Here is a 19,333-nt window from a genome sequence, read left to right on the forward strand (position 1 = left end):
GAACGCACCTTCGAAGAGCTGCACGCGTTGTTCCCCAACCCGTCCTCGTTCGACGGCCGAGCACCGCTCGACCGTCTCGAGGCGTGGTTCTCGGCGGCCTGCAGCTCCCTCGACCGGCGGCCCGACTACCTGCAGCTCCTGGTCGCCATCAGTGTCGGTCCGCAGAGGGACGCCGAAGCGGTTCAGGTGACCGTGCGCCGCATCCGCGACTACGCCCACGCCTCCTGGGTGGACGCGCTCACCCCGATCTTCGCGCCCAACGGCGGCAAGAACAACGAAGCCCTCGTCCAGCAGCTGGCCGTCCTCGGACGCGCCCTGACCGACGGCCTTTCGGTGACCAACAGCTTCGACGGCACGAGCTACACCTCGCAGGTCGCCCCGTTCGTCGCCCTGGTCCGCGGTCTGGCCGCGCAGCGGGACGGCGCGAAGCGGAAGCGCTGACCGCGGTCCCCCGCGCTCCTCGCTGCTGACCCGCCGGGCCACCGAGCCGACCACCCTCGGCGGGTACCGCATCCCGGTCGGCGCGGAGGTCGGGTTCAGCCTCACGGCGTTGCACCGCGATCCCCGGGCGTTCGACCCCGACCGGTGGCTCGATCGCCACGATCCTGCGGAAGTGGCACCTCGCCCACCGGCCGGGAACCAAGGTCCGGGAGCTGCCGATGGTCACCGTGCAGCCGTCCGGCCTGCGCGTGGTCGCGGAACGGCGACTCAATGCGGCGTCGTGAGCGCCGACCGGATGGTGCGCTCGACGATGTCCTCGAGAGTTGCCGGGATCTCCCGGTCGGCGCCGAGGTAGCGGCGCACGGCGGCGTAGGGCAGGTCGACGACGACGAGGAGGATCTCCGCTGTCGGGCGCCCGGTCACCGTCTTGAGGTCGGTCACCAGGCGGCGGATGTGCTGGTCCCAGCGGGCCTGGTCGGCATCTCGCAGGCTTCGGCTTTCCGCGGGCCAGGCAGCCGGCTCGAAGGAGCCGACGCCGGCCAGCAGCACCCGCGCGTCGGCCGGGCTGTCCCGGCACCAGGACACGGTCCGGCGCCCGAGAGCGACCGCCGCGGCCACCGGCTCATCGGCGAACAGCGGGGTCAGTTCGGCGTGGAAGCGCTGCACCGCCCGGTTCCAGACGGCGGCGAGCAGGGCCGCGCGGTTGGGGAACCGGTGGTAGACCGAGCCGCTGGACACCGCCGCTTCGCGGATCACGCCGGCGATGGTGATCGCGTCGGCACTGCCTGCGGCGAGCAGTCGTGCTGCCGCGTCGAGGATCGTCGACGTGTCGTGAACGAGGCGTGGCATGGGTTGACGATACCGAACACCCATTCTAGAGTCAGATCTCTAGAGGGTGTCGTCTAATCAGCGTCGGGAGATCCATGCGAAGCCTCGTTCTCACCGGTCCCCGCAGCCTGGAATGGCAGGACCGGCCGGCGCCCCGGCTCTCCGCGGGCGGAGACGCGCTGGTTCGGCCGATCGCCTCGTCCGCTTGCGATCTCGACCGCCGGCTCGTGGTGTCGCCCGCGCCGTTCGAGACCCCGTTCGCGCTCGGCCACGAGGCGGTCGGCGAGATCGTCGACCTCGCCGACGGCGATTCGGCGCTCCGGGTCGGCCAGCGGGTGGTCATCCCGTGGCACATCAGCTGCGGCACGTGCGAGAACTGCCGTCGTGGCCTCCCGGGCGCCTGCGCTTCGGTGCCGCGCCTCGCCTCCTACGGCACCAGCATCGGTGGCCGCTGGGGAGGGTTGTTCGACGAGCTGGTGCGCGTCCCGTGGGCCCAGTACAACCTCACGCCGCTACCACCGGCCATCGAGCCGTTCCTGGCCGCTTCCGCCGCCGACAACCTCACCGACGCTTTCCAGGCCGTCCGGCCGACCCTCGACGCCCACCCCGACGCCGAAGTGCTCGTGGTGGGGGGAACGGCCAGCCTCGGGCTGCTGGCCGTCTTGAGCGCCGTCGCGCTGGGCGCGGCGAACGTGACCTACTTCGACGTCGACGAAGGGCGCTGCGCCAAAGCCGCTGCCGCGGGCGCGACCGTCACGACTGCTGATGAGTACCCCGATCGGCTCGACGGCACCTTCGACCTGGTCGTGGATGCTTCGGCCGCGAGTGCGGGCTTCCGGTGCGCCCTGCTGTCCACCCGTCCGGGCGGTACGTGCGTCATCCGGTCGATCTACTTCGGAGAGCCACGTCTGCCGTACTTCTCCTTGTACGGCACGGGTGTCAACCTCGTCATCGGACCACCCCACGCCGGCCCGCACGTACCCGACGTGCTGAAGCTCCTCGGCGACCGAACCCTGGACCCGTCACCGATCCTGGCCGGCCCGTACAGCTACGACGACGCCGTCGAGGTGCTGCTGGACCCGCCGTCGGCCAAACCGGTCTTCACCCGCCCGGACGCCCGATGAGCCGGACCGGGTGGTGCGGCACCGTATCGTCGATCGCGGTCGGGTGGTCGACGGGAAGGTGGGGTCAGGGTGCGGGTTCTCGTCTCGGTCGACATGGAGGGCGTCGCCGGAGTAGTCCACAACGATGACATCCGTCCCGGTCACGGCGAATACGAGCGCAACCGCGCGCTGCTGACCGCGGAGGCCAATGCCGCGGTGCGAGGTGTGCACGCGTACGCGGCGGACGCGGAGGTGCTGGTGGCCGACGCGCACGCGCAGTTCCGGAACCTGGTGCCCGAACTGCTCGACCAGCGGGCCGAGCTGGTGCGGGGCACACCCAGGTCCCTCGGGATGATGGCCGGGCTCGCCGCCGACGTCGACGCCGTGCTGTTCATCGGCTACCACGGCAAGGCCGGTACGGCCCGTTCGGTGCTGGCGCACACGATTTCCGGTGCGGTCATCGCCGATGTGCGGTGCGATGGTGCGTCCCTCGGCGAACTCGGCCTCAATGCCGCCCTGGCCGCCCACTTCGACGTGCCGCCGGCCCTGGTCAGCGGTGACGACACCGTGGCCGCCGAGGCGGCCGAGGCGGCCCCGGGCATGCGCTGTGTGGTGGTCAAGTGGGCGCTCGGCGCTCATGCGGCCAGGACGGTGCATCCCCACGAGGCGTGCCGGCGAATCGAGCTCGAGGTGCCGCAGGCCCTCGACGAGCGCGCTGCGGTGCGCCCCCGTCGATTCGAAGGCCCGGTGCGGCTGGAGGTCCGGGTGCACCGGCCCCACATGGTCGAACACGCGTTGCTGGTGCCGGGGATGGAACGCACGGACGGGTGCACGGTGCGCTACGAAGCGCCCGACTTCCCGACCGCGTACGACGTCCTCGAACTCATCACGGTTCTCGGCGCCGTGTGATCAGGTCCGACGTGCGGTTGAGAAGCGCTTCCGTTGCAGCTCAAGCGAAGGCCGCGGCGTGCTCGGCGATGAAGGTCTGGAGACTATGCGGTGCGGTGCCGGTGAGGGTCGCCACTTCGTCGGTCAGCCAGGCCGCGTCGCCCTCGGCGATCAGCCCGAACGCCTGGGCGTTCGAGGTCGCCACGGCCTCGGGAACCCCGGCCCGGATCATCGCGGCTCGGTGCTCGTCCGGGCGGATCCGGCGGTACTCGATGTCGTGTCCCAGCGTGATGGACAGTTCTTTCGCGATGTCGGCGTAGGTGATCAAGCCCGGGCCGGTCAGCCGGTAGGTGCGGCCCGCGTGAGCCGCCGGTGCGATGGCGACCCGGGTCGCGACGGCCGCGACGTCCCTGGCGTCGATCATCCCGACCGGTCCGTCGCCGGCCGACATCGTGAAACCCCGGGTCTGCCGGACCACCGGCGCCAGGGCGAGCAGATTCTGCAGGTAGGCGTTGGACCGCAGCAACGTGTGGGGCAGGCCGGTGGTGGCCAGGTGCGCCTCGATCCGGGCCTGTCCCCGTCGCCGGTCGACCGGGGAATCGGCCGAGGCCTTGCTGGTGATCTTGACGAGGTGGGTCACGCCCTGCCGGACGGCGCTGTCGATGACCGCGATTTCCTGGGCGGGTACGGCCGGGCTCACCAGGATGACGGTGTCGATGCCGTCCATGGCCGTGTCCAATGTGTCCGGGTGATCGAAATCGCCGGTGACGATCTCGATCTCGCCGGCGAGGTCGGCGCGGTGCGCCACTCGGGACGGGTCGCGGACCAAAGCCCGCGCGGGATGGCGCCGCGCGGACAGCAGCCGCACGGCTTCGGAGCCGACCGTGCCGGTCGCGCCGGTGACCAGAATCATCGTGTTCCCTTCGGATGGTGGGGTGTGGACGTTCAGAGCGTGGCGACCCGGCCCGCGTCGACGGCGAGCACGGCGCCGGTGATCGGGCGGGCGTCCTCGCCGGCGAGGTAGGCGATGACGCGGGCGACCTCGTCGGGTTCGTTCGCCCGGCCCAGCGGGCTGGCGGCCGCGAGCGTGTCGAGCAGGTCGCCCATGCCCCGCGTGATTTCGGTCCGGCTCGGGCCGAGCGCGACGGCGTTGACGCGCACGCCGGCCGGGCCGAACTCGGCGGCCCACGAGCGAGTCAGCGCCTCCAGCGCCGCCTTGCTCGCCCCGTAGGCGGCCATGCCCGCGGCGCCCCGGGCGGCGACCACGGTGGACGTTCACGATCGCGCCGTGACCGCGTGCGGCCATGGGCGGGGCCAGCGCCGCGGTGAGGAAGAACGGAGCCCGGACGTTCACGGCGCTCATCGCGTCGAAGGCCGTGCCGGTGGTCTCGGCGGTCGGGCCCAGCTCCCAGTAGCCGGCGTTGTTGACCAGCACGTCGACCTCGCCCGCCTCGTCGGCCAGGCGTCGCACGTCCTCGAGCACGGCGAGATCGGCGCGGATGAAGCGTCCGCTGGTCTCGGCCGCGACCTCCTTGCCCCGGGCTTCGTCGCGGCCGGTGACGATCACCGTGGCTCCGCGCCGGCTGAACAGCTGCGCGGTCGCCCGGCCGATGCCCGAAGTGCCACCCGTGATCAGCACGGTCGTCGGCTCAGCACTCACTCGTCACCCCTTCTCGGATTGGATCGTGCTATCCAATCTAGGCACGGTAGGATTGGATAGTCAAATCCAGTACAGGAGGATTCGATGTCGGCTCGCGCGGCGCCGCAGGAGGCACCCAGCACGCGGAAGGGGCGCGCGACGCGCGACCGGATCGTCGCGGCCGCGGCCGACTTGATGTACCGCCACGGCGTGGCGGGCACCAGCACCCCGGCGGTGCGCGATGCGGCCGGAGTCAGCTCCTCGCAGATCTATCACTACTTCGCCGACAAGGACGACCTCACGCGAGCGGTCATCACGTTCCAGTCCGAGGCGATCCTGGCCCACCAGGCACCGTTGCTGGCCAGGCTCGACAGCATCGGAGCACTACGGTCGTGGCGCGACGTGGTCGTCGACGCCGCCCGCCGGCAGAACGGGGCCGGCGGCTGCCCGCTGGGCAGCCTGTCCAGCGAGCTGTCCGACGAGCACCAGTGGGCACGCGACGCCTTGGCCGACGGCTTCACCGCATGGTCCGAAGCCATTCGCGCCGGTTTGGCCGCCATGATCGAAAGCGGCGCTCTGCGGCCGGAGACCGATGCCACCGCGCTGTCGCTCGCGCTGCTGGCCGCGGTTCAGGGCGGCCTCGTCCTCGCGCAAGCCCAGCACACCACCGACGCCCTCGAAGCCGCTCTGGACACCGTGATCGCCCATATCCGCGACCACGCCGAACCGCCGGCCTGAATGTGCGGCCAAGCTCCTTGGGCAGGACGCCTGGTTCAGTTGGGGCACCTCGGCATCATCGCTGCGCTGGTCGCCATCCCGGTCGCCGCGGCCCTGCTCCCGCTGGCCGAAGAGGTGCTCGATCCCCGCCTCGACAAGGCCTGAGGACAACGTTCGGCGAGTCAGCTGATGCGGGTCCCGGCCTTCGTGGAGAACCGGAACTCGACGGTCGAGGGCAAGGCATCGAGATCGAGGGCTTGACGCAAGCGTGGGAGGCCCTCCTCCCCGATCCGGTCACGGATGGCGGCGACGTCGCCGTCCTGCTCGACGCTGACGACCAGCGCGACGGCCGGGTTCTCGCGGGTGCCGGCCAGGGTGGCGTGTGCGGCATGGACACCGGGGTAGGTCGACACTTCGGCGAGGAACGGCAGGATCGCGGTGCTCGCGGCCAGTTCGGTGCGGCCGGTGTCCGGGTCGGACTCGAAACGCCAGGTGTGGCTCTTGGGTTTGCGGACCAGCTGCGCGAGCAGCCACCGCAGCAGAAGCAACCCCAGGATGACCGCGACGGCAGCAGCGACGTACGGCGCCCAGGTCGGCGGGGTGCCCACGCCGGGAACCAAAGCCGAGTCCGAGACGAGAACATCGAGTCTGCCGAAGTGAGTGGCGACGACGAAGCCGCCGGCGGTGAGCAGGACCAGTCCGAGTAAGGCGAGAAGGATCCGGTTGAGACGAGCCGGGCGGTTGAGGCTGGTCATGACGCGCTCCTGGCGGCGTGGACCTTGATCTTGACGGTCGGGTGGACGACGGGGTTGATCTGGTCGAGCCGGTGCTCGATCGCGCCGCGCACGGCGTCGGCGAGCCCGTCGGTGTTGGTGCGCCCGGTGGTCACCTTCGCGGTGACCTTGCGACGCTTGAGAATCAGTTTCGCGCCGGCGACACCGTCCACAGTGGATGCCGCGGCGCGGAGAGTGGAACGGTAGCTGCGCCGCGAAGCACCGGAATCCAGCTCGCCGTGCAGCGGCAGGATCGTGAGCTTGCCGGGCAGGATCGCGGTCAGCAGCAGAATGATCCCGAGCAGCGCGACGCCGCCGCCGGCGAGCGCGGGGATCAGGTCGTTCCAGCGCGCGTCGTGCAGTGCGTCGGCGATCGCCTGGTAGCTGACCCAGGGGGTCTGGTTCAGGATCATCTGGATCGCGACCACGGCGACGAACGCGCTGGCAGCCAGCAGGAAGAGGGCGGTGAGCGTAGCCGGGGCGGAGCGGCGGGGGCGGCGTTTCACTGAACCCTCCTGGACGCGTTGGTGACGGTGTGCAGCGCGGTGACGGTGACGTCCACCCGCGACACGGTGAGGCCGGTGAGTTCGGCGACCCGCCGCATCAGGTGCCGGCGGACGTTTTCGGTGGTGCGGCCGACCGATCGCGGGTAGCTGAGGGAGAGCCGCACGTCGAGCGCGGCGGTGTCGCCGTGCACTTTCGCAGTGACTTTCGCGCTGTTGTCAGGGTCTTCGCCGCCGACGGCGACGCCGAGCACGCGGTTCGCCGCGCCGCCGGCACCCTCGACCTCCGTCACGACCTGGGCGGCGATCCGTTCGACGGTGCGGTCGGAGACGGTGAGGGTGCCTCGCTCGTCGAGGTCGGCGACGGCTGGGCGTTGCCGGGTGGCGGTCATGGTCAGCCCCGGTCGCGGCCGGTGAGCTGCGAGAGGTCGAGCTTGCCGTCGAGGACACGGCCGGCGAGCAGGCCGAGCGCGCCGAGAACGAGCACGACGAGGAAAGCGCCGAAGCCGCCGAACGCGGCGGCGAGACCGAGCGTGAGGCCGGTGAGGAGGCCGAGGTGGGTGGTGGACATGAGCTTCTCCTTGCTGGTTGCCGATCGGCCCACGAGAAGAGGGAGCCGGTCGGAATGGTCAGGAACGGGCCGGAGGTTCGGTCGTGGTGAGCGGTTCTTCGACGGTGACCGCGATCGAGGTGGGTGCCGCGACGTCGCAGATGCGCACGTGCACCGGGCGCCCGACCGGTCCGACCGCGGCGCGGACGTCGGCCGCGATCCGGTGGACGGTGGCCGGGTAGCGGCCGGTGACCCCGATGGTGATCTCGTCGGGGCGGATCCGGACGCCGGGGATGCGGCGGCCGGGCAGCAGGGTGGCGATCTCGCCGAACCGGCCGCTGTGCAGGCCGGCGATGTCGGGCAGGGCCTGCACAGCGGTGGCGATGCGGCCGGCGTCGATCTCGACGCCGGTGGTCACTGGACGCGGCCGGTCACGGCCTGGGTGTCGTCGCCGTCGTCGTCGCCGGGGATGTGCACGTCGGAGACGTTGATGTTGACCTCGACGATCTGCAGGCCCGTGGTCTGCTCGACGGCGGTGATCACGTTCTTGCGGACCGCGTGGGCCAGGTCGGCGATGGAGACGCCGTACTCGACGAGGATTTGCAGGTCGACGGCGGCCTGGCGCTCGCCGACCTCGACCGACACGCCCTGCGCGACCGAGGCGGACGCGCCCGGGATGCGCTCGCGGATCGCGCTGAACGCCCGCGCCGCACCGCCACCGAGGGCGTGGACGCCGGAGACCTCGCGGGTCGCCAGGCCGGCGACCTTCGCCACGACGGTGTCGGCGATCGTGGTCGAGCCCTGCGTCGAGGCCAGCGCACCGGCGGTGGTCTTCTCGACTTCGGTCGAGTGAGCGGGGGTCTTGGTGGTGGCCGGGTTCGTCATGACGGTTCTCCTCGTGTCGAATTCGTTTTGTGAGGCGGAAGTTCACGGGTTCCCGTTGCCCTTCCACACCGCTAAGACCCGACGTTCGGGAGATCGTCACGACCCGATCGTGTGACTACGGTCTCCCTGCCGGACGCGCGCCACGGGTTTATCTCCGCTGAACGCGGACGCGTCGAAGTCGGTGACCACCAGCCGCAGCCGGGCGTTCGTCCGGCCGGACTCGTCCAGTGCCGAGCGCAGCTCCGCTTCGGCGCGCAGCAGGATCGGCGGCAGCGGCAGCGCCAGGGCGATCACCCGGATCCGGACGAGATCGTCGTCCATGTCGACTGACGGCGCGTCGAGGTCCCACGGCACCCACATGCGCAGCTTGTCGAGTGATTTCGCCAGCAGACGCGAGATCTGCATCTGCGAGACGCCGCCTGCCGGTGATCGACAGCCCGATTATCCCGCCTGCGGTCGCTGCCGTGGGCCTGCGCAACGGCGCACCCGAGTTGACTCACCGGCTATCAGCCCTACACCCGGCTCGGCCGCCCCGATCACCCGCGCCGAGTACCTGCGGGATCTCGCCGGCTGCAGCGGCTGTTCGCAGCGCTCGGATTCGTCTGGTTGGCTTGTGTTCCGCAGTTCGAGCAGGGTGTCGAGCGCCTCGGCCGCCCGGCCCAGCCGCGAGCGGCAGAGGGCCTGGGCGCGCACCAGCCACCGGCAGGTCGACGCGCGTGCCGCCCGCAGCGCGGCCAGCGGGTCGTCGCTACCGGTCTCCGTGAACGCGTTGCCCAGCGCGAGGCCCGCTTCGGCGTGGGCGAGCGCGGCTTCGTGGTCACCGGCGCGGGCGAGTCGGGCGCACGCGGCGGCACTGAGCAGCAAAGCCGAGGCGTCGACCTGGTCTCGGCCAGCGCGAGCCGGTAGCCGGCGGGGGTTGCTTCGATGACGCCGGGACCGAGCTGGGCCCGGGCGCGGGAGACGAGGATCTGCAACGCCTTGGCCGGGTGCTCCGGTTGTTGGTCGGGCCAGATCCCTTCGATCAGGCGAGCGGTGCCGCAGCCGGTGCGCAGGTCGTCGGCGAGCAGGGCCAGCAGCCCGCCGAGGCGGGCTGGTGATTCCCGGCCCCTGCCCGGTGACGGCCACGTCGATTCTCTCGAAGTGCCGCTCGCCGCCCTGCGCAGCTGGGCGGAGGAGAACATGCCGGCGATCGACCGGGTCAACACCGCGGCACGGACTGAAGTCCGGTTCCCCGGATCAGCCCGGCACGCCTGCGGCCGGAAACGGTCCTCTTCGGACTGTCCGAAAAGGCTGGACCGTCAAGACCCGGCCGGCTCGATCCCGAGGTGGGCACGCAGCGTGGAGCCGGTGTACTCGGTCCGGAACGAGCCACGCTCCTGAAGCAGCGGGACGACCGTGTCGGCGAATTCGTCGAGGCCGCCGGGGGTGACGTGCGGGACGAGGATGAACCCGTCGCTCGCGTCGGCCTGGACGAGGTCGTCGATCGCGGTAGCGACCGTCGCGGGTGAGCCGATGAACGTCTGCCGGCCGGTGACTTCGACGATCAGGTCGCGGGTGGACAGGTTCTTCGCCTCGGCGAGCTGCCGCCATTCGCGGGCGGTCGCGAGGGGATCGCGGTACATGCGGACGCTGGCGCGGCCGGGGGCGATCGTCGTGTCCCCGACCACGGGGTCGGTCGAGGGCAGCGGGCCGTCGGGGTCGTGGCCGGACAGGTCGGTGTTCCAGACCTGCTCGAGGAACTTGATCGCGGTCTGCCCGCTGACCTGCTGTCGCCGCACGACGTGGGCGCGCTCGTGGGCGTCGGCGTCGGTGTCGCCGAGCACGAACGTCGCGGCGGGCAGGATCACCAGCTGCTCCGGTGTCCGGCCGTACTTCGCCAGGCGCCCCTTTACATCGGAGTAGAACGCCTGCCCGGCTTCGAGGGTGCCGTAGCGGCTGAAGATCGCGTCGGCGGTCGCCGCGGCGAACTCGCGCCCCTCGTCGGAGTCGCCGGCCTGGATGATCACCGGACGGCCCTGGGGGCTGCGCGGCACCGGGAACCGGCCCTCGATGTCGAAGTGCGCGTCGTGGTGGGCGAAAGCACCCGCGGCGGGGTTTCGCAAGAACACGCCGGTCTCGGCGTCGGCGGCGAGTTCGTCACCGCGCCAGGAGTCGAACAGCTCCCAGGCGGTGCGCAAGAACGTCTCGGCGCGGTCGTAGCGCTGGTCCTGGGGGAGGTACCCGCCGCGGCGGAAGTTCTCGCCGGTGAAAGCGTCCCAGGACGTGACGACGTTCCACGCGGCGCGGCCGGCGGAGAGGTGGTCGAGCGAGGCGAACTGGCGGGCCACCTCGAACGGCTCGTTGAACGTCGAGTTGATCGTGCCGGCCAGCCCGAGCCGCTCGGTGACGGCGGCCAGCGCGGAGAGCACGGTGAAGGTGTCCGGGCGGCCGACGACGTCGAGGTCGTAGATCTGCCCGTTCTGCTCGCGCAGCCGCAGGCCTTCGGCGAGGAAGAAGAAGTCGAACTTGGCGCGTTCGGCAGTCTGCGCGAGCTTGACGAAGGAGCTGAAGTCGATGTGGCTGCCGGCTTCGGGGGCGCTCCACACGGTCGTGTTGTTGACGCCGGGGAAGTGCGCCGCGAGGTGGATCTGCTTCCGGGACATCTCGGCCTCCTCAGACAGCGGCGTAGCGGTTGGCGGGCCGGGAAAGACCGAGCAGACCTCGGAGGGTGTCTGCTTCGTAGCCGGTCCGGAAAGCTCCACGGGACCTCAGTTCCGGGATCAGGCCGCGGGTGATCGCGGTCAGGTCGTGCGGGACTCCGCCGGGCCGCAGCCGGAAGCCGGAGAGCCCGGCGTTCTGCCAATCGAGCAGCAGGTCGGCAAGGCCGGCCGGGGTGCCGGTGAAGACGTGGGCGTCGGAGGTGTACTCCGCACCCGACAACTCGTCGAGCCGGGCTTTGCGGTCGGTGGCGGCTTGCTCGGTTTCTTCGAGGAACACGACGACGTCGCCGAAGACGTGCAGTGTCTCGGAGGCTCGTCCGGCGCGTTCCTGCTCCTCGCGCACCGCGGCGACGATCGTGGTGGCCTGCTCGCGGTCGAAGGGCGTCACGTAGACGACGTCGGCGGAGCGGGCGGCGAGCCGGTAGGGGACGGCGGCGTGCGCCAGTGCGGTGACCGGCGGCTGGGCCTGCGGTGGCCGCGGGGTGATCGACGGGCCCTTGACCGAGAACCAGCGCCCGGTGAAGTCGATGTAGTGCAGCTTGCCGCGGTCGATGAACCGGCCGGTGGCGACGTCGCGGATCTCGGCGTCGTCCTCCCAGCTGTCCCAGAGGCGGCGCAGCACCTCGACGTAGTCCGCGGCCTCGTCGAACAGGTCCACGAGTGGGCTGGGCCGGTCCGGTTCGGCCGAGTCCTCGAGCCGGAACTCGCCGAAGTCACGGCGCCCGAAGTGCCGGTTGTCGGCGGCGCGCCCGGCGACCTGCACGCGAACCCCGGCCCGCCCGGAGCTGACGTAGTCGAGCGTGGCGATGGCCTTCGCCAGGTGGAACGGCTCGGTGTGGGTGACCACCGCGGTCGGCACCAGCCCGATGTGCGAGGTCAGCGGCGCGACGCGCGCGGCGATCAGCACCGCGTCGAGCCGGCCCTGGACGATGTCGGTGCGTTCGCCCGGCCGGTCGAGGTAACTCACGGTCTGCAGGGCCAGCGAGTCCTCGATGGTGACGAAGTCCAGCTCGGCCGCCTCGGCCTCGCGGACCACGTCGGTCCAGTAGCCGGCGGTGAGCAGCTCACGGGGTCGTGCCCCGGGTTCACGCCACGCGGCGGGGTGCCACCCCGCCCCGTCCAGCGCGACGGCGATCCGTGGTCCGGTTGCTGTTGCCATCCCGGCGTCCCTCCTGTCGGCCCTGGTGCGCAGTCTGCGCCGGATTCCGCGCCTCGCGCGGAACCGGCCAACTGCTGGGACGAGCGCGGGACGCCGGGAATAAACCGCGGGTCAGCCGACTTCGTTCAGCCTTCCGGTGGCGACGTCGAAGACGAAGCCCCGCACGGAATCCTTCTTCGGGATGAACGGGCTGTTCCTGATCCGGGCGATCGACTGGCGGACGTCCTCGTCGAGATCGGTGAAGGATTCCGCGGCCCAGGCGGGTTTGACGCCGACGTCCTGCTGGATGGACTTCTTGAAGTCGTCGTCGGTGAAGGTGAGCATGCCGCAGTCGGTGTGGTGGATGAGGATGATCTCCTCGGTGCCGAGCAGGCGCTGGCTGATGGCGAGCGAGCGGATCTCGTCCTCGGTGACGACGCCGCCGGCGTTGCGGATCACGTGGGCTTCGCCCTCGGCGAGTCCGAGGACGCCGTAGACGTTGATGCGGGCGTCCATGCAGGCGAGCACGGCGACGTGTTTGGCAGGCGGCAGCGGCAGCGGCCCGGTGAAGTTCGCGGCGTATTCGGCGTTGTTGGCCAGGAGCTCATCGGTGACCGACATGGTGGTCCCTTCCGCGTAGTGGAGTCGACCGAGTGGACGCGTCCCCGCAGTCGTGCGCAACCGTGCCCACGACCTGGGAGACCGTCCATGGCAGATGGTTGACAGACCACCCGCACGGTCGGCGACTTACGTCCGGATGGTGGGAAGGTGGATCGATTTCGCTTGTGTGTCAAGGGCGTGTTGTCGCCGTGCCAGTGAATGAGACTCCGGTTCGGAGTGTGGGACGGCCTCGAAGGCATGGCTAGCGTCGTGTTTCGAAGACCCGTCCATTCCCCGCTGGAGGCCGTCCGGTGTCCCCCACTTCCCGTGCCCGCAACGCCGCGGCCCTGCTTGCTCTGCCCCTGCTGCTGACCGCCTGCTCCGCCGCGGGCACCGAACAAGCCGCTTCCGGTCCGCCGAAGCCCGGCGGCACGCTCCGCCTGGGCATCTCCTCCGCGCCTGACTGCATCGACCCGCAGCAGACCGCCACGAACGCGTCCATCAACGTCGCGCGCCAGCTGGTCGACTCACTGACCGACCAGGACCCGAAGACCGGCGAGATCAAGCCGTGGCTGGCCGAGAAGTGGGAGGTCAGCGCCGATTCGACGGCGTTCACCTTCCACCTGCGGCCCGGCGCGACCTTCTCCGACGACAGCCCGGTCGACGCCGCCGCGGTCAAGACGAGCTTCGACGGCATCAAGGCCCTGGGCACGAAAGCCCAGCTCGGCTACGGCTACCTCGCCGCGTACAAGGCGTCGACGGTCGTCGACCCGCGGACCGTCCGCCTCGAGTTTTCCGTGCCCAGCGCGCAATTCCTGCAGGCCAGCTCGACGATGTCGCTCGGCGTCCTCGCGCCCGCCGCGTTCCGGAAGACGCCGGAGCAGCGCTGCCAGGGCAACGGCCTGATCGGCTCCGGGCCGTTCGTCTTCGAAAGCCTGAAGCAGAACCAGGAAATCGTCCTGGCCAAGCGCAAGGGCTACACGTGGGGCTCGTCGTTGTTCAAGCACCAGGGCGAGGCGTACCTCGACAAGATCGACTACAAGATCGTGCCGGAACCCGGTGTCCGCACCGGCAGCCTCGCCTCCGGCCAGCTCGACGCGGCGACCGACATCCAGCCGGTCGACGAGCCGCAGTTCGCCGGCAACGGCTTCAGCGAGAACATCCGGCCCAACCCCGGAGTCGTGTTCAACCTGCACGCCAACACCACCCGCGGCGTGCTCACCGACGAGAAGGTGCGCCAGGCCGTACTGAAGGGCGTCGACCGCACCGAGGTCGTCAACACCGTGCTGACGGCGAGTTACAAGCCCGCCACCAGCATCCTCGGCTCGGCGACACCGCTGTACGACGACCTCTCGCAGCAGCTCGCGTACGACGAGAAGGGCGCGGCCGCGCTGCTCGACGCCGACGGCTGGGTGTCCGGACCCGACGGGATCCGCGCCAAGAACGGGCAGCCGCTGAGCGCGTCCGTCGTGTTCTCGCCGGTGTTCAACCAGAACCGCAGCGTGCTGGAACTGGTCCAGCAGCAGCTCCGCAAGATCGGCTTCGACCTGCGGATCGAGCAGCACACCACGGCCGAGACCACCCAGATCCAGCTGTCCGGCAACTACGACTTCCTCTGGTACAACGTCACGCGCGCCGACCCGGACATCCTGCGCGGCCAGTTCTCCACCAAGGCCGGCAACCGCAGCAAGCTGACACCGGGCAACCCGCTCGACGTCGCCCTCGACGCCCAGTCGTCCACTGTGGACAACGCCAAGCGCAAGCCGTCGGCCGACGAGGTGCAGAAGCTGATCGTCGACCACGCCTACGCGGTCCCGGTGTTCGAGCTGACCCAGGTCGTCGCACTGAGCTCGAAGGCCCACGCCGTCGACTTCGAGGCGTCGTCACGGCTGCAGCTCTTCGACGCGTGGCTCTCGTGAGGCGCTACCTGCTCCGCCGCGTCGGGCAGGCGGTGTTCGTGCTGTGGGCGGCGTTCACGCTGTCGTTCCTGATCCTCTACCTGCTGCCGGGCGACGCCGTTTCGGCGAAGCTCGCCAGCGGGGAGGCCGGTTCGTCGGCGACACCCGAGCAGCTCGCCGCCGCCCGCGCGGAGTACGGCCTCGACTCGCCGCTACCGGTCCAGTACCTGAAGCGGCTGGTCTCGGCGCTGCACGGCGACTTCGGCCGCAGCGTCGCGACCGGCGACGACGCGTCGCACATGGTCGTCACGGCGCTGCCGCCGACGCTCGCGGTGACGAGCCTGGCGCTGGTGTTCGCGGTGCTCTTCGGCGGCGGCTCGGCGTTCCTCGGCACGTTCACGCGGTTCCGCTGGCTGCGGCAGGCGCTGCTGTCCTTGCCGTCGCTGGCGATCTCGCTGCCGCCGTTCTGGGTCGGGCTGCTGCTGATCCAGTTCTTCTCGTTCCGGCTGCGCCTGCTGCCGGCGCTCGGCACACAGGGCTTCTCCGCGGTGATCCTGCCCGCGATCACCCTCGCGCTGCCGACCGGCGCGATCATCGGCCAGGTGCTGGCGAAGAGCCTCGCCACGCAGCAGGCGGAGCCGTACGCGGAGATCGCCGCGGCCAAGGGCGCGAGCCGCTGGCGGGTCCACTTCGGACACCTGCTGCGCAACGCGGGCGTGCCGACGCTGACCGTCGCCGGCGTGGTGGCCGGCAACCTCGTCGCCGGTTCGGTGATCACCGAGACGGTGTTTTCGCGCGACGGCGTCGGCCGGATCACCGCGGCTGCCGTCACCGCGCAGGACGTCCCGGTGGTACAGGCGGTGATCGTGCTGGCCGCGCTGGTGTTCGTGGCGCTCAACCTGCTCGTCGACCTGCTCTACCCGCTGCTCGACCCGCGCATCGCCCGGACGCCGGAGGTGGCCCGTGGTTGACCTCGCCACCCCGCCGACGCGGAGCTTTCACGTGAAAGCTCCGCCCGGGCTCGTGCTGGCCGTCGCGGTGCTGGCGTTCGCGCTGCTCGCGGCCTTCGCGCCGGGGCTGCTGACCGGGTACGATCCGATCACCGGCGTCCCGGCCGAACGGCTGCAAGGACCGTCACTGCACCACTTCTTCGGCACCGACGAGACCGGCCGTGACGTCTACGCGCGCGTGATCCACGGCGCGTCGCTTTCCCTGCGGGCGACGGCGATCGCCGTGCTCGTGGCGTTGATCGCCGGGTCGGCCCTCGGTCTGCTGGCCGGGTTTCGGGGCGGCTGGGCCGACACGGTGATCATGCGGGTCGTCGACGTCTTCCTGGCCATCCCGCCGATCCTGCTGTCGCTGGCCCTGGTCACGGCGCTGGGCTTCGGCACGACGAACGTCGCGATCGCCGTGGGCATCGCGAACCTGGCGTCCTTCGCGCGGGTCATGCGCGCGGAGGTGCTTCGCGTGCGAAACGGCGTGTTCGTCGAAGCGGCACGCGCGTGCGGAGTGCGCTGGTCCGGCGTGCTGCTGCGGCACGTCCTGCCGAACGCGGCGGGCCCGGTGCTCGCGCTGGCGACCCTCACGCTCGGCACGGCCGTGCTCGAGGTGTCCGCTTTGAGCTTCCTCGGCTTCGGCGCGACGCCACCGACGCCGGAGTGGGGCTCGCTCGTCGCGGGTGGGCGCAGCTTCCTGGCCACGGCCTGGTGGATGACGACGTTCCCGGGGCTGACGGTCGCGGCGGTGGTCCTCGCCGCGAATCGGCTGTCCCGCGCACTGGACGGAGGAGACCGATGACCCTGCTGCGCATCGCGGACCTGGCCGTGTCGTACCGGACGCGAGCCGGCGTGGTACCGGCCGTGCGTGACGTCGGGTTCGACGTCGGCGCCGGTGAGGTGGTCGCCGTCGTCGGCGAGTCGGGCTCGGGAAAGTCGACGACCGCACACGCGGCGATCGGGCTGCTGCCGCGCGGCGGCCGGATCGACGGCGGCTCGATCACCTTCGACGGCCGAGACCTGCTTTCGCTGTCGGACAAGCAGTGGCGCGGGGTGCGCGGACGCGAGATCGCGCTGGTGCCGCAGGACCCGGCGGTGTCGCTGAACCCCGTGCACCGGATCGGCGACCAGGTCGCCGAGGTGCTGCGGATCCACGGCCTCGCGGACCGGCGCGCCGCCGGTGTCCAAGCGATCGAACTCCTCGAACGAGCGGGCGTGCCGCAACCGGAGCTGCGGGCCCGGCAGTACCCGCACCAGCTGTCGGGCGGACTCCGGCAGCGCGTGCTGATCGCGGCCGCACTGGCCGGGCGGCCGAAGCTGATCATCGCCGACGAGCCGACCTCTGCCCTCGACGTCACCGTGCAGCGGCGGATCCTCGACCACCTGACGTCGCTGGCTCTCGAATCGGGCACGGCGATCCTGCTGATCACACACGACCTCGGGGTCGCCGCGGATCGCGCGTCGCGGATCGTGGTGCTTTCGCAGGGTGAAGTCGTCGAGGAAGGCTCCTCGGTCGTCAGCGCGCCGACGCACCCTTATACACAGCAGCTCCTCGCGGCGGCGCCGAGCTTGTCGAGCGCCTTGCGTCCGCCCGCGCCGGCCGCCGCACCGCTGGTGTCGGTCCGGGACCTGGCGAAGACGTTCGACGGCGGGATCCGCGCGGTCGACGGGGTGTCGTTCGACATCCCGCGCGGCCAGACCCTGGCCCTGGTGGGCGAGTCGGGCTCGGGCAAGTCGACGACGGCGCGGATGCTGCTCCGGCTGGAGACACCGTCGGCCGGCTCGGTGGAGTTCGACGGCCGCGACATCACGTCGCTCGCCGGTCCTGAGCTACGCCGGCTGCGGCGGCGGATGCAGATCGTCTACCAGAACCCGTACGCGTCGCTGAATCCGAAGTTCTCCATCGAAGACGTCGTCGCGGAGCCGCTGCGGGCGTTCGGGCTTCCGCACACCTCGGTCCCGGAGTTGCTGGACCAGGTCGCCTTGCCGACGTCGGTGGCGCGCCGGAAACCGGCGGAGCTGTCGGGCGGCCAGCGACAGCGGGTGGCGATCGCGCGAGCGCTGGCGTTGAAGCCGGACCTGGTGGTGTGCGACGAACCGGTGTCGGCGCTGGACGTTTCGGTGCAGGCTCAGATCCTGCGGCTGCTGGCGGAGCTGCAGTCGTCGCTCGGCCTGTCGTACCTGTTCATCTCGCACGACCTGGCGGTGGTCCGGCAGCTCGCGGACCGCGTCGGAGTCATGCGAGCGGGCGCACTGGTGGAGCTGGGCCCGGCGGCCCGGGTACTGGAGGAGCCGGAGTCGGAGTACACGAAGGAGCTGCTGGCGGCGATTCCCGGACGTCGGCTGAGCACTACGCGAAGGTGACCCCGCTGGGAGGCCTGGGCTTACCGGAAGTGAGGTCCGCGGGTGCGAGGCGATGGGATACCCGACGATCTTGTGGGAGTAGCAGTCCTTGACCGCACACAAGTACAGTTTGCCCTCGCCGGTGGGATGCTCGGTGATCGGTCAACCACTGGGTATTCGGCGCGGCAGCGGCCGGCCGGGTCGTCGGCGTGGATCTCGAGTGCGGCATCGATCAGATGCGCGTCGTGTTGTGCGGGCCCTGCCTGCGGGCCGCGTCCCACTCAGTGCGGCTCAACACCTGACGGATACGGCAAAACCCTGGCCGAACTCGGCCAGGGTTTGCCGCGGGGCAGTGGTTAACGGCTCGGTGGTGGTGTGGGCACCGGCGATGCCGGGGCGGGCGCCGGTACTTCGTGGCCGCGGTACCCGAGCCGGCCCCGGGTGGTGATGATGACCACCGCGGCGGCCAGGCCCGACGTGACCAGGAACGTCAGCGCGATGTCGTCGACGTCCGTGCCGGGGAAGAGCTCCGCCCAGGCGATCGACATGACGTTGTTGACGCTGGTGTGCACCAGCATCGCGATGGGCAGGCTTTCGCCGCTCCGGTTGAACACCCACGTCATCAGGATGCTGAAGAGAGTCGTGGTGGCGACGAACTCGACGAGCGTCCACACGGTCACGTCCGGCCAGTGGCCCCACTCGGAGAAGAACAGCGGCAGGTGCCACAGGCCCCACAGCGGCCCGAGGATGAGCGTGCCGCGCAGCGGTCCGAACTTGGGCTGTAGGTGGGGCAGGGCGAAGTCGCGCCAGCCGGGCTCTTCGGCGAGGCCGGTGGTCACCATCTGGAGCACCAGCCCGGGAACCAGTGCCACGAACACCATCGAGCTCGGGAGGTGGATGTCGCCGCCGTTGAGGGCCAGGCCGGTCACGACGAGCGCCGCCGGCACACCGAGGATCGAGCCGGCGTACCAGCGCCAGTTCACGTTCCACTTCAGCAGCCGGCCGGCCCAGCGTCGCAGGCCCAGCCGGCCCTGGGCGGCCGCGGTGACGATGAACGCCGCCAGGATCGGGCCGAGGTAGGCGCCGGGCAGCACGCCGAGCACCTGGGTCGTGCCCAGGATCTTCGGGAAGTCGAAGTCCGGCTCCACGCCGAGACCGGTCTTGCCGAGCACGTACGGTGTCCACGCGATCCAGCTGAGCGCGAACGCGAGGGTGAAGAAGCTGACGAGCGGGTTCCGGGCGATCAGGCCACGGATTCCGCTGTGCGGCATGGTTTTGTGCGGAACTGGCACAACGATCCTTTCTCTGATGTCTGATGTCTGATGTGGACGAT

General features: G+C 70.7%; 22 protein-coding genes and 2 pseudogenes. 9 read left to right on the forward strand and 15 right to left on the reverse strand.

All coding sequences use genetic code 11. The features are described 5' to 3' along the window. A partial coding sequence (locus AB0M59_RS14705; protein WP_364614243.1) for a hypothetical protein occupies positions 1-441 on the forward strand: 441 nt, incomplete at its 5' end. Positions 442-466: 25 nt separating this feature from the next. Further along, positions 467-796 carry a cytochrome P450 gene (locus AB0M59_RS14710; RefSeq protein ID WP_364614836.1) on the forward strand — a complete coding sequence of 110 codons (330 nt, stop codon included), beginning with the start codon at positions 467-469 and terminating at the stop codon, positions 794-796. On the opposite strand, the gene AB0M59_RS14715 is transcribed toward AB0M59_RS14710, so the two are convergent. Beyond that, the gene (locus AB0M59_RS14715) at positions 709-1,290 is read right to left on the reverse strand and encodes a TetR/AcrR family transcriptional regulator (RefSeq protein ID WP_364614246.1); all 582 of its coding nucleotides are present in this window, start codon (positions 1,288-1,290) and stop codon (positions 709-711) included. The two genes, AB0M59_RS14710 and AB0M59_RS14715, sit on opposite strands and share 88 nt — an antisense overlap. A gap of 74 nt (positions 1,291-1,364) precedes the next feature. On the opposite strand from AB0M59_RS14715, the gene AB0M59_RS14720 reads away from it, so the two are divergent. Together AB0M59_RS14720 and AB0M59_RS14725 are read left to right on the forward strand one after the other, a co-directional pair. Then, on the forward strand, positions 1,365-2,393 hold the full coding sequence (locus AB0M59_RS14720; RefSeq protein ID WP_364614249.1) for an alcohol dehydrogenase catalytic domain-containing protein: 1,029 nt from the start codon (positions 1,365-1,367) through the stop codon (positions 2,391-2,393). Between the two features lie 69 nt (positions 2,394-2,462). After that, complete coding sequence (locus AB0M59_RS14725; RefSeq protein WP_364614252.1) at positions 2,463-3,281, forward strand: M55 family metallopeptidase; 819 nt, start codon at positions 2,463-2,465, stop codon at positions 3,279-3,281. A 40-nt stretch (positions 3,282-3,321) separates the two neighbouring features. Here the strand turns inward: AB0M59_RS14725 and AB0M59_RS14730 are convergent, their stop codons facing one another. Both AB0M59_RS14730 and AB0M59_RS14735 read right to left on the reverse strand, forming a co-directional pair. After that, the gene (locus AB0M59_RS14730; RefSeq protein WP_364614255.1) at positions 3,322-4,173 is read right to left on the reverse strand and encodes an NmrA family NAD(P)-binding protein; all 852 of its coding nucleotides are present in this window, start codon (positions 4,171-4,173) and stop codon (positions 3,322-3,324) included. Between the two features lie 32 nt (positions 4,174-4,205). Then, a pseudogene (locus tag AB0M59_RS14735) lies at positions 4,206-4,920 on the reverse strand (SDR family oxidoreductase). Positions 4,921-5,004: 84 nt separating this feature from the next. On the opposite strand from AB0M59_RS14735, the gene AB0M59_RS14740 reads away from it, so the two are divergent. Further along, positions 5,005-5,637, forward strand: coding sequence for a TetR/AcrR family transcriptional regulator (locus AB0M59_RS14740; protein WP_364614258.1), 633 nt, complete (start codon positions 5,005-5,007; stop codon positions 5,635-5,637). Positions 5,638-5,798: 161 nt separating this feature from the next. Here the strand turns inward: AB0M59_RS14740 and AB0M59_RS14745 are convergent, their stop codons facing one another. The 10 genes from AB0M59_RS14745 to AB0M59_RS14790 all read right to left on the reverse strand — a co-directional run bounded on the left by AB0M59_RS14745 (position 5,799) and on the right by AB0M59_RS14790 (position 12,785). Then, the gene (locus AB0M59_RS14745) at positions 5,799-6,371 is read right to left on the reverse strand and encodes an alkaline shock response membrane anchor protein AmaP (RefSeq protein WP_364614261.1); all 573 of its coding nucleotides are present in this window, start codon (positions 6,369-6,371) and stop codon (positions 5,799-5,801) included. Further along, positions 6,368-6,895, reverse strand: coding sequence for a DUF6286 domain-containing protein (locus AB0M59_RS14750; RefSeq protein ID WP_364614264.1), 528 nt, complete (start codon positions 6,893-6,895; stop codon positions 6,368-6,370). The genes AB0M59_RS14745 and AB0M59_RS14750 overlap by 4 nt, the downstream gene beginning before the upstream one ends. Further along, the gene (locus tag AB0M59_RS14755; RefSeq protein WP_364614266.1) at positions 6,892-7,284 is read right to left on the reverse strand and encodes an Asp23/Gls24 family envelope stress response protein; all 393 of its coding nucleotides are present in this window, start codon (positions 7,282-7,284) and stop codon (positions 6,892-6,894) included. The genes AB0M59_RS14750 and AB0M59_RS14755 overlap by 4 nt, the downstream gene beginning before the upstream one ends. Positions 7,285-7,286: 2 nt before the next feature. Then, positions 7,287-7,463 carry a hypothetical protein gene (locus tag AB0M59_RS14760; protein WP_364614269.1) on the reverse strand — a complete coding sequence of 59 codons (177 nt, stop codon included), beginning with the start codon at positions 7,461-7,463 and terminating at the stop codon, positions 7,287-7,289. 58 nt (positions 7,464-7,521) lie between these two features. Beyond that, positions 7,522-7,860 (reverse strand): hypothetical protein, encoded by a 339-nt coding sequence (locus tag AB0M59_RS14765; RefSeq protein WP_364614271.1) that lies wholly within the window; start codon positions 7,858-7,860, stop codon positions 7,522-7,524. Continuing rightward, entirely contained in the window at positions 7,857-8,327 is a 471-nt protein-coding gene (locus tag AB0M59_RS14770; RefSeq protein WP_364614274.1) for an Asp23/Gls24 family envelope stress response protein, read from the reverse strand. Before AB0M59_RS14770 ends, AB0M59_RS14765 begins: the two co-directional genes overlap by 4 nt. A gap of 96 nt (positions 8,328-8,423) precedes the next feature. Then, positions 8,424-8,732, reverse strand: a complete 309-nt coding sequence (locus AB0M59_RS14775) for a hypothetical protein (protein WP_364614276.1) — start codon at positions 8,730-8,732, stop codon at positions 8,424-8,426. 893 nt (positions 8,733-9,625) lie between these two features. Then, entirely contained in the window at positions 9,626-10,969 is a 1,344-nt protein-coding gene (locus AB0M59_RS14780; RefSeq protein WP_364614279.1) for an NtaA/DmoA family FMN-dependent monooxygenase, read from the reverse strand. A gap of 10 nt (positions 10,970-10,979) precedes the next feature. Beyond that, the gene (locus tag AB0M59_RS14785; protein WP_364614282.1) at positions 10,980-12,185 is read right to left on the reverse strand and encodes an LLM class flavin-dependent oxidoreductase; all 1,206 of its coding nucleotides are present in this window, start codon (positions 12,183-12,185) and stop codon (positions 10,980-10,982) included. A 111-nt stretch (positions 12,186-12,296) separates the two neighbouring features. Next, positions 12,297-12,785, reverse strand: coding sequence for a carbonic anhydrase (locus tag AB0M59_RS14790; protein ID WP_364614285.1), 489 nt, complete (start codon positions 12,783-12,785; stop codon positions 12,297-12,299). A 290-nt stretch (positions 12,786-13,075) separates the two neighbouring features. Between AB0M59_RS14790 and AB0M59_RS14795 the strand changes: the two genes are divergently transcribed. Genes AB0M59_RS14795 through AB0M59_RS14810 form a run of 4 tightly spaced genes read left to right on the forward strand, consistent with a single transcriptional unit; the run spans position 13,076 to position 18,021 of the window. Further along, entirely contained in the window at positions 13,076-14,683 is a 1,608-nt protein-coding gene (locus tag AB0M59_RS14795) for an ABC transporter substrate-binding protein (protein ID WP_364614288.1), read from the forward strand. Next, positions 14,680-15,633, forward strand: a complete 954-nt coding sequence (locus tag AB0M59_RS14800) for an ABC transporter permease (protein ID WP_364614839.1) — start codon at positions 14,680-14,682, stop codon at positions 15,631-15,633. The genes AB0M59_RS14795 and AB0M59_RS14800 overlap by 4 nt, the downstream gene beginning before the upstream one ends. A 31-nt stretch (positions 15,634-15,664) precedes the next feature. Continuing rightward, the gene (locus tag AB0M59_RS14805) at positions 15,665-16,459 is read left to right on the forward strand and encodes an ABC transporter permease (RefSeq protein ID WP_364614291.1); all 795 of its coding nucleotides are present in this window, start codon (positions 15,665-15,667) and stop codon (positions 16,457-16,459) included. Next, positions 16,456-18,021, forward strand: coding sequence for an ABC transporter ATP-binding protein (locus AB0M59_RS14810; protein WP_364614294.1), 1,566 nt, complete (start codon positions 16,456-16,458; stop codon positions 18,019-18,021). The genes AB0M59_RS14805 and AB0M59_RS14810 overlap by 4 nt, the downstream gene beginning before the upstream one ends. Positions 18,022-18,066: 45 nt before the next feature. Here the strand turns inward: AB0M59_RS14810 and AB0M59_RS14815 are convergent. Next, positions 18,067-18,181 (reverse strand): annotated as a pseudogene (locus tag AB0M59_RS14815) (IS3 family transposase); the annotation flags it as partial. Positions 18,182-18,356: 175 nt separating this feature from the next. Beyond that, the gene (locus AB0M59_RS14820; protein WP_364614297.1) at positions 18,357-19,271 is read right to left on the reverse strand and encodes a type II CAAX endopeptidase family protein; all 915 of its coding nucleotides are present in this window, start codon (positions 19,269-19,271) and stop codon (positions 18,357-18,359) included. Positions 19,272-19,333: the final 62 nt, after the last annotated feature.

The sequence above is a fragment of the Amycolatopsis sp. NPDC051371 genome (genome assembly GCF_040682155.1).
Taxonomy (GTDB): Bacteria; Actinomycetota; Actinomycetes; order Mycobacteriales; family Pseudonocardiaceae; genus Amycolatopsis.

What these genes read in the sequence shown, in the direction of transcription:
- AB0M59_RS14715 (WP_364614246.1), bottom strand. Translation starts at nt 1,290, where the DNA reads ATGCCACGCCTCGTTCACGACACGTCGACGATCCTCGACGCGGCAGCA.
- AB0M59_RS14720 (WP_364614249.1), top strand. Translation starts at nt 1,365, where the DNA reads ATGCGAAGCCTCGTTCTCACCGGTCCCCGCAGCCTGGAATGGCAGGAC.
- AB0M59_RS14730 (WP_364614255.1), bottom strand. Translation starts at nt 4,173, where the DNA reads ATGATTCTGGTCACCGGCGCGACCGGCACGGTCGGCTCCGAAGCCGTG.
- AB0M59_RS14740 (WP_364614258.1), top strand. Translation starts at nt 5,005, where the DNA reads ATGTCGGCTCGCGCGGCGCCGCAGGAGGCACCCAGCACGCGGAAGGGG.
- AB0M59_RS14745 (WP_364614261.1), bottom strand. Translation starts at nt 6,371, where the DNA reads ATGACCAGCCTCAACCGCCCGGCTCGTCTCAACCGGATCCTTCTCGCC.
- AB0M59_RS14755 (WP_364614266.1), bottom strand. Translation starts at nt 7,284, where the DNA reads ATGACCGCCACCCGGCAACGCCCAGCCGTCGCCGACCTCGACGAGCGA.
- AB0M59_RS14760 (WP_364614269.1), bottom strand. Translation starts at nt 7,463, where the DNA reads ATGTCCACCACCCACCTCGGCCTCCTCACCGGCCTCACGCTCGGTCTC.
- AB0M59_RS14770 (WP_364614274.1), bottom strand. Translation starts at nt 8,327, where the DNA reads ATGACGAACCCGGCCACCACCAAGACCCCCGCTCACTCGACCGAAGTC.
- AB0M59_RS14775 (WP_364614276.1), bottom strand. Translation starts at nt 8,732, where the DNA reads ATGCAGATCTCGCGTCTGCTGGCGAAATCACTCGACAAGCTGCGCATG.
- AB0M59_RS14780 (WP_364614279.1), bottom strand. Translation starts at nt 10,969, where the DNA reads ATGTCCCGGAAGCAGATCCACCTCGCGGCGCACTTCCCCGGCGTCAAC.
- AB0M59_RS14785 (WP_364614282.1), bottom strand. Translation starts at nt 12,185, where the DNA reads ATGGCAACAGCAACCGGACCACGGATCGCCGTCGCGCTGGACGGGGCG.
- AB0M59_RS14790 (WP_364614285.1), bottom strand. Translation starts at nt 12,785, where the DNA reads ATGTCGGTCACCGATGAGCTCCTGGCCAACAACGCCGAATACGCCGCG.
- AB0M59_RS14810 (WP_364614294.1), top strand. Translation starts at nt 16,456, where the DNA reads ATGACCCTGCTGCGCATCGCGGACCTGGCCGTGTCGTACCGGACGCGA.
- AB0M59_RS14820 (WP_364614297.1), bottom strand. Translation starts at nt 19,271, where the DNA reads ATGCCGCACAGCGGAATCCGTGGCCTGATCGCCCGGAACCCGCTCGTC.